4 protein-coding genes are annotated in these 7,264 nt (G+C 71.9%); 3 read left to right on the top strand and 1 reads right to left on the bottom strand.

Translation table 11 applies throughout. The features are described from left to right. On the bottom strand, positions 1-1,629 hold a 1,629-nt coding region (locus ACWGIU_RS24150), incomplete at its 3' end, for a CTP synthase (protein ID WP_453708989.1). Positions 1,630-2,093: 464 nt separating this feature from the next. On the opposite strand from ACWGIU_RS24150, the gene ACWGIU_RS24145 reads away from it, so the two are divergent. The 3 genes from ACWGIU_RS24145 to ACWGIU_RS24135 all read left to right on the top strand — a co-directional run bounded on the left by ACWGIU_RS24145 (position 2,094) and on the right by ACWGIU_RS24135 (position 7,058). Then, the gene (locus ACWGIU_RS24145; RefSeq protein WP_453708987.1) at positions 2,094-3,905 is read left to right on the top strand and encodes a glycoside hydrolase family 15 protein; all 1,812 of its coding nucleotides are present in this window, start codon (positions 2,094-2,096) and stop codon (positions 3,903-3,905) included. A gap of 106 nt (positions 3,906-4,011) precedes the next feature. Next, entirely contained in the window at positions 4,012-5,394 is a 1,383-nt protein-coding gene (locus ACWGIU_RS24140; protein ID WP_453708985.1) for an FAD-binding protein, read from the top strand. A 35-nt stretch (positions 5,395-5,429) separates the two neighbouring features. After that, positions 5,430-7,058, top strand: coding sequence for a PucR family transcriptional regulator (locus tag ACWGIU_RS24135; protein WP_453708983.1), 1,629 nt, complete (start codon positions 5,430-5,432; stop codon positions 7,056-7,058). The last annotated feature ends 206 nt before the right edge of the window (positions 7,059-7,264 follow it).

The raw sequence follows: 7,264 nt of genomic DNA, 5'->3' as shown, positions 1-7,264 counted from the left end.
GCCCGCGAACAGCGGGTGCGGGCGGGTCGGGCGCGAGCGCAGCTCCGGGTGGGCCTGGGTGGCCACCAGGTAGGGGTGCACCTCGCGCGGGTACTCGACGTACTCGACGAGCTTGTTGTCCGGGGAGGTACCGGAGAAGACGAGGCCCGCCTTCTTCTCCAGCTCGCCGCGGTAGGCGTTGTTGACCTCGTAGCGGTGGCGGTGGCGCTCGTCGACGTACGCCTGGTCGCCGTAGACCTCGCGCACGATGGAGCCCTCGGCGAGCTTCGCCGGGTACATGCCCAGACGCATGGTGCCGCCCAGGTCGCCCGCGCCCTCGACGAAGGCCAGCTGCTCCTCCATGGTCGAGATGACCGGGTGCGGGGTGGAGGCGTCGAACTCGGTGGAGTTGGCGTCGTCGATGCCCGCGAGGTTGCGCGCGGCCTCGATGACCACGCACTGCAGACCCAGGCACAGGCCGAGCAGCGGGATCTTGTTCTCGCGGGCGTAGGTGATCGCGCCGACCTTGCCGTTGACACCGCGGTCACCGAAGCCGCCGGGCACGCAGATGGCGTCCACGTCGCCGAGCACCGCCGCGGCACCGGCCGGGGTCTTGCAGTCGTCGGAGGTGACCCACTTGATCTGGACGCGGGCCTTGTTGGCGAAACCGCCGGCGCGCAGCGCCTCGGTCACCGACAGATAGGCGTCGGGCAGGTCGATGTACTTGCCGACCAGCGCGACCTTGACCTCGTGGTCGGGGTTGTGGACCCGGTCGAGCAGGTCCTCCCAGACCGTCCAGTCCACGTCGCGGAACGGCAGGTCGAGCTTGCGCACGACGTACGCGTCCAGGCCCTCGGTGTGCAGCACCTTCGGGATGTCGTAGATCGACTTGGCGTCGATCGCCGCGACGACGGCCGCCTCGTCCACGTCGCACATCAGCGAGATCTTGCGCTTGATGGAGGTGGGGACGTCACGGTCGGCGCGCAGCACGATCGCGTCGGGCTGGATACCGATGTTGCGCAGGGCCGCGACCGAGTGCTGGGTCGGCTTGGTCTTGAGCTCACCGGAGGGGCCGATGTAGGGGAGCAGCGAGATGTGCACGACGAAGACGTTGTCGCGGCCGACCTCGTGGCGGACCTGGCGGACGGTCTCCAGGAACGGCAGCGACTCGATGTCGCCGACGGTGCCGCCGACCTCGGTGATGACGACGTCGACGTCCTCGGTCGCCATGCGGCGGATGCGGTGCTTGATCTCGTTGGTGATGTGCGGGATGACCTGGACGGTGTCACCGAGGTACTCGCCGCGGCGCTCCTTGGCGATGACCGTGTTGTAGACCTGGCCGGTGGTGACGTTGGCCGAGCCGTCGAGGTCGACGTCGAGGAAGCGCTCGTAGTGGCCGATGTCCAGGTCGGTCTCGGCGCCGTCGTTGGTGACGAACACCTCACCGTGCTGGAACGGGTTCATCGTGCCGGGGTCGACGTTCAGGTACGGGTCGAGCTTCTGCATCGTGACCCGCAGACCGCGCGCCTTCAGCAGCGCACCCAGGCTGGAGGCCGTCAGGCCCTTGCCGAGGGAGGAAGCGACACCCCCGGTGACGAAGATGTGCTTGGTCGTCATGGCTGTGCTGTTTCGAAAAGCAGCGGGCGGCATCGCCAAGAGGGGGCTCCCGTGGTCGCGAAGTGAGGTGCGTCCGGCGCTGGCCACCGTCGATCCGAAAGGGTCTCGGGGGGCGCCGAAGCTGCGGTTTCGGGGCTCCTGATTCGCACAGGCAGACCACCGGTCCACGGGGTACCAGCCTATCAGCGCCCGGAGCGGTCCGCCTCCGGGCACGCGGCGCGCTCACCCGGTCCGGGAGCGCCGACGTGCGCCGGGGCGGCGGGGCCGCTGCTCACCCGTTCGGCCCAACCGCATTCTTCCGGGGCTCACGGAGATCACTAGGGTGCCGACATATCCTGCTCGGATATTGCACACATCACCGCCGGGCAGTCCGTCAGACGGCCTAATCGAGCCGATATACGGAATCATGGGCTCACGCGGAGATCCCTGCACACAGGAGACCGCGCAACCGCGCAATGCAAGCGCCCTTCGGGGCGGACGTGGCCGTTCGACTGGAGATGCACGTGTCCGGGCGCATCGAGGATTACGCACTGATCGGGGACATGCAGACCGCGGCACTGGTCTGTCGGGACGGAGCGGTGGACTGGCTGTGCCTGCCACGCTTCGACTCGCACGCCGTGTTCGCGAGCATTCTCGGCACCGAGGATCACGGGTTCTGGCGGATCGGCCCGTCGTTCCCGGCGGGCACCGAGGCCCCGCGTGCGACACGCCGCCGCTACCGCGGTGACTCGCTGGTGCTGGAGTCGGAGTGGGACACCCCGCGCGGCAGGGTCCGCGTGATCGACTTCATGCCGCCCCGAGAGGACCACGCGCCCCAGCTGATCCGCATCGTGGAGGGCATCAGCGGGCGGGTGCAGATGCGCTCGGCGCTGCGGATGCGCTTCAGCTACGGGCGGGTCGTGCCGTGGGTGCACAAGGTCGACGGGCGCACCGTGGCCGTCGCCGGCCCCGACTCGGTCTGGCTGGACGCCGACGCGCAGACCTACGGCAAGGACCTGACGACGTACTCCGACTTCACCGTCGGACCGGGCGACCGGAAGGCCTTCAGCATCAGCTGGCAGGCCTCGCACCGCGACGCGCCCGAGACCCCCGACGCCGAGGCGGCGCTGGAGTCGACCACCGACTTCTGGCGCGAGTGGGTCGAGCAGTGCACCTACCACGGGCCCTACCGGGAGGCGGTGATCCGCTCGCTGATCACCCTCAAGGCCCTCACCTACGGCCCCACAGGGGGGATCGTCGCCGCGCCGACCACTTCCCTCCCCGAGGAGATCGGCGGGGTCCGCAACTGGGACTACCGTTACACCTGGCTGCGGGACGCGGCCATCACCCTCTCCTCGCTGCTGCGCACCGGATACCGCGAGGAGGCCCGCGCCTGGCGCGAGTGGCTGCTGCGCGCGGTCGCCGGCGACCCGGAGAACCTGCAGATCATGTACGGGATCGCGGGCGAGCGGGAGCTCGGCGAGACCGAGCTCGACTGGCTGCCCGGCTACGAGAACTCCCGCCCGGTCCGCGTCGGCAACGGCGCCGCGGGCCAGCTCCAGCTCGACGTGTACGGCGAGGTCACCGAGGCCCTGCACCTGGGCCACATGACGGGGCTCGCCCGCAGCGACTACGCCTCGCTGCTGCAGCTCAAACTGATCCGCTATCTGGAGACCCACTGGGACCAGCCGGACGAGGGCATCTGGGAGGTGCGCGGCCCGCGCCGCCACTTCGTGCACTCGAAGGTGATGGCCTGGGTGGCCGTGGACCGCACGATCAAGCTGATCGAGAGCGGGGACGCGGACGGCCCGCTGGAGCGGTGGCGCGAGCTGCGCGACGAGATCCACCAGGACGTGTGCGAGAAGGGTTACGACAAGGAGCGCAACACCTTCACCCAGTCGTACGGGTCGAAGGAGCTGGACGCCTCCCTGCTGCTGATCCCGCAGATGGGCTTCCTGCCGCCGGACGACAAGCGGGTCATCGGCACCATCGAGGCGATCCAGCGCGAGCTGTCCACGCCCGACGGTTTCATCCTGCGCTACCCGACCGCCGGCGAGGAGGCCGGCGTGGACGGATTGGAAGGCGACGAGGGAGCCTTCCTGGCCTGCTCGTTCTGGATGGCCGACGACCTGGCGATGATCGGCCGGGTGGACGAGGCACGGCGGCTGTTCGAGCGGCTGCTGGCGCTCCGCAACGACTTGGGCCTGCTCGCCGAGGAGTGGGACCCGCGGCTCCAGCGGCAGGTCGGGAACTTCCCGCAGGCCTTCAGCCACGTTCCGCTGATCGACACGGCCCTGCGGCTGACGGCCAGCGGGGCGTACGGCGGCTGACACCGGAGCGGCTCGCCGGGGCGCGGACTTTCTCGCCGCGCCCCGGTGATCGTCCGCGCCTACGCTGGAGGGGTCCTATGCCCTCCCTCCGGTGGAAGGGGCAGCCATGGCTCCCCTGTCGAAGGCGGGCGCGGCACTGACCGCGCTCCGCGAGGATCTGTCCGGCGAGGTCTTCGCTCCGGAGGATCCGGGGTACGACGAGGCCCGCACCCTCTTCAACGCGATGATCGACCGCAGACCCGCCGTGATCGCCCAGTGCGAGAGCGCGGCGGACGTGGTGACGGCCGTGCGTTTCGCGAGGGAGCTGGACCTGAACATCGCCGTGCGCGGCGGCGGGCACAGTGTGGCCGGGATGTCCCTCAACGACGGCGGCCTCGTCGTGGACCTGCGGCGGATGCACGAGGTGACGGTCCATCCGGCGGCCCGGGCCGCGCACATCGGCGGCGGGGCCACGATGAGCCACCTGGACCGCGCCTGCGCGCCGTACGGGCTGGCGACGACCGGCGGCCGCGCCTCCACCACCGGTGTCGGCGGCTACGTCCTGGGCGGCGGCAGCGGCTGGCTGGACCGGAAGTTCGGCCTGGCCGTGGACAACCTGCTGGGCGTGGACCTGGTCACCGCCGAGGGCGAGCTGGTCCACGCGACCACGGAGGAGCACCCGGAGCTGTTCTGGGGTCTGCACGGCGGCGGGGGGAACTTCGGCATCGCCACCTCGCTGACCCTGCGGCTGTACGAACTGCCCGCCATGTCGATCGCGTTCCTGCTGTACCTGCCGGAGCGCGGGCCCGAGGTGCTCCGTACGTACCGGGACGTCATCGAGGCCGCACCGCCCGAGGCTGCGGGCGCCGCCCTCTACCTGACCGGCCCGCCCGAGGAGTTCGTCCCACCGCACCTGATCGGCCGGCTGCTGGCGGGGGCCCTGCTGACGTACGCGGGCCCCGAGGAGGAGATGCGCAAGCTGGCCGAACCGCTGCTGGCGATCCCCCACGAGTCGGAGATCGTCACGGCCATCCCGTACGCCGATCTCCAGTGCATGATCGACGACCCGCCGGGGATGCGGAACTACTGGTCGGCCGAGTACCTCACCAGCTGTCCCGACGCGTTCGTGGACGTCTTCTGTGCCCGCGCCGAGGCCATGCCGGTACCGACCGGCACCCAGCACCTGGTCTTCCCGCAGGGCGGCGCCATCGCCACCGGCCCGGCCGACTACCCTGTGCCGTACCGCGACGCGCCGTGGGCGGTGCACCCGTTCGGGATCTGGGAGGACGCGGCCGACGACGAGCGCTGCCGGCAGTGGGTCAAGGACGTCCGCGCCGACGTCCGGCCGTGGAGCACCGGCGCGGTCTACCTCAACTTCACCGGGGACGAGGGCGCGGAGCGGGTGGTCTCGGGCCTCGGCACCGAGAACATGCAGCGGCTGGGCGCGCTGAAGCGGCAGTACGACCCGGACAACATCTTCCGCTTCAACCACAACATCCGGCCCGCCTGACGATGGGCACAAGTCTGCCGGTAGCGTCCCGCGATATGGAAGACCAGGGCGGGATCACGGTTCAGCGGGCACTGGAACTGCCGGGGCTGCGCGGCGGACTGCCGGAGGTGGTGGCCTGCGCCGACCGTCTGGGGCGGACCGTCCGCTGGGTGCACGCGGGCGAGGTGCCGAACATCGCCTCCCTGCTCAAGGGCGGTGAGCTGCTGCTGACCACGGGTTTGGGCCTCGGCACCCGGCCGGCCGAGCAGCGGGCCTTCGTACGCCGCCTCGCGGACCGCGGGATCGCCGCGCTGGTCGTCGAACTGGGCCCGCGCTTCACCCGGCTGCCCGCCACCCTCGTGGAGACCGCGCGCTCGGCGGGGCTGCCCCTGGTCCAGCTCCACCGGGAGGTCCCCTTCGTCGCGGTGACGGAGGAGGTCCACACCGAGATCGTCAACCACCACTACGCCCTGCTCCAGCGGGCCGAGGAGGTCCACCGCCGCTGCACGGAGGCCCTGCTGGGCGGTGGGGGCATCCCGCAGGTCCTGCGGATCCTGGCCGACTTCTCTGCGAACCCGGTCTTCCTGGAGACCCCCGACGGGCAGCTCCTGTACGCCGCCGGCAGCGCGGCGGGAGACGCGGGCGCGGACCCGCTCCAGGTGTGGGAGGGCCTGCGGGGCCAGCGCGAGGCCGAACCCTCCACCAACACGGTGGTGGTCGACGTCCCGGGCGGGGGCCACGGCACCGGCTCGGTCCGGGCCCGCGTCGTCCTGGTCGGGGTCTCGGCGCCGCTGCTCCCGGTGCATCGGATGGCGGCCGAACGCACGGCCGGCGTCCTGGCCGTCGTCCTGATGCAGGCGCGGCAGGAGGAGGAGCTGGCGGCGCGCGGCCGCGGCGACTTCCTGACGGACCTGGCGGAGGGCCGCATCTCGGCGGACGACGCCCCGGCGCAGGCCCGCGTCCTGGGCTTCAAGCCGGGCGGCGGCGGTCCGCTGCTGCCGGTGGTGATGCGGCTGGCCTCGGACCTCGGGCCGTCGGGGAACTGGGCCGTCCTGGCCCGTGCGGTGCTGGAGGAGCTGTCGTCCGTCGGCGTCCCGGTCCTGCTCGGCGTCCGCCCGGTCGAGGGCCGTGTGCCGCTGCTGGTCTCCCTGCGCGCGGAGTCGGAGCGTACGGCGGTGGCGGACCGGGTCTCGGCCGCGCTGCGGGCGGGCGTCGAACGCGCGGGCCTGGACCGGGCCGACGCCCCGCCGGCCGTGGTCGTCGGGGTGGCGGGTGGCTGGGCGGCCGCCTCGGCGGGCCTGCGCCACGCCGCGGAGACCGCCACGGCGGCGCACGGCCTGCCGGCCCGCCCCTGGTACGACGCCCGGCGCCTGGACATCGACCTGCTGCTGTGGCGGCTGCGCGAACACCCCGACCTGGCGGCCTTCGTGGACCGCGCGATCGGCCCGCTGCGCACGCACGACACGACCTCGCGCCCGCCGCTCCTGCCCACGCTGGAGACGTATCTCGCCCACGCCGGCCGCAAGGCGGAGACGGCGCGTGAGCTGCACCTGAACCGGCAGACGCTGTACAACCGACTGGCCCGCATCTCGGAGCTCCTGGGCACGGACCTGGACGACCCGGAGACGGTCCTGTCCCTGAGCCTGGCCCTCCGCGCCCGCCGCCACGCGCCCACGCCTTCCTGAGGCGGCGCTGTCCGGCGGCGGGCGGGCCGGTGACCGGCGGCCCTGCGGGGCCGTCCGCCCTTCCACCGTTCCCCGGGCGCCGCCCCCGGAGCGGCGGCGCGCCACGCCCTAAAGGGCTGTCCCGTAATCCCCGGTGGATCAGCGCACGGCGTCGGATGCGGTGCATCGCAAGGCGGAGGGGCGCCCCCGTACTGGGCGTATTCGGG

The sequence above is a fragment of the Streptomyces sp. NPDC054840 genome (genome assembly GCF_053611065.1).
Note: the sequence above shows the minus strand (reverse complement) of the source record. Positions and strands in the feature narration are given on the sequence as shown.

Coding starts and splice junctions, on each gene's coding strand:
- ACWGIU_RS24145 (WP_453708987.1), top strand. CDS start 2,094: ATGCACGTGTCCGGGCGCATCGAGGATTACGCACTGATCGGGGACATG.
- ACWGIU_RS24135 (WP_453708983.1), top strand. CDS start 5,430: ATGGAAGACCAGGGCGGGATCACGGTTCAGCGGGCACTGGAACTGCCG.
- ACWGIU_RS24140 (WP_453708985.1), top strand. CDS start 4,012: ATGGCTCCCCTGTCGAAGGCGGGCGCGGCACTGACCGCGCTCCGCGAG.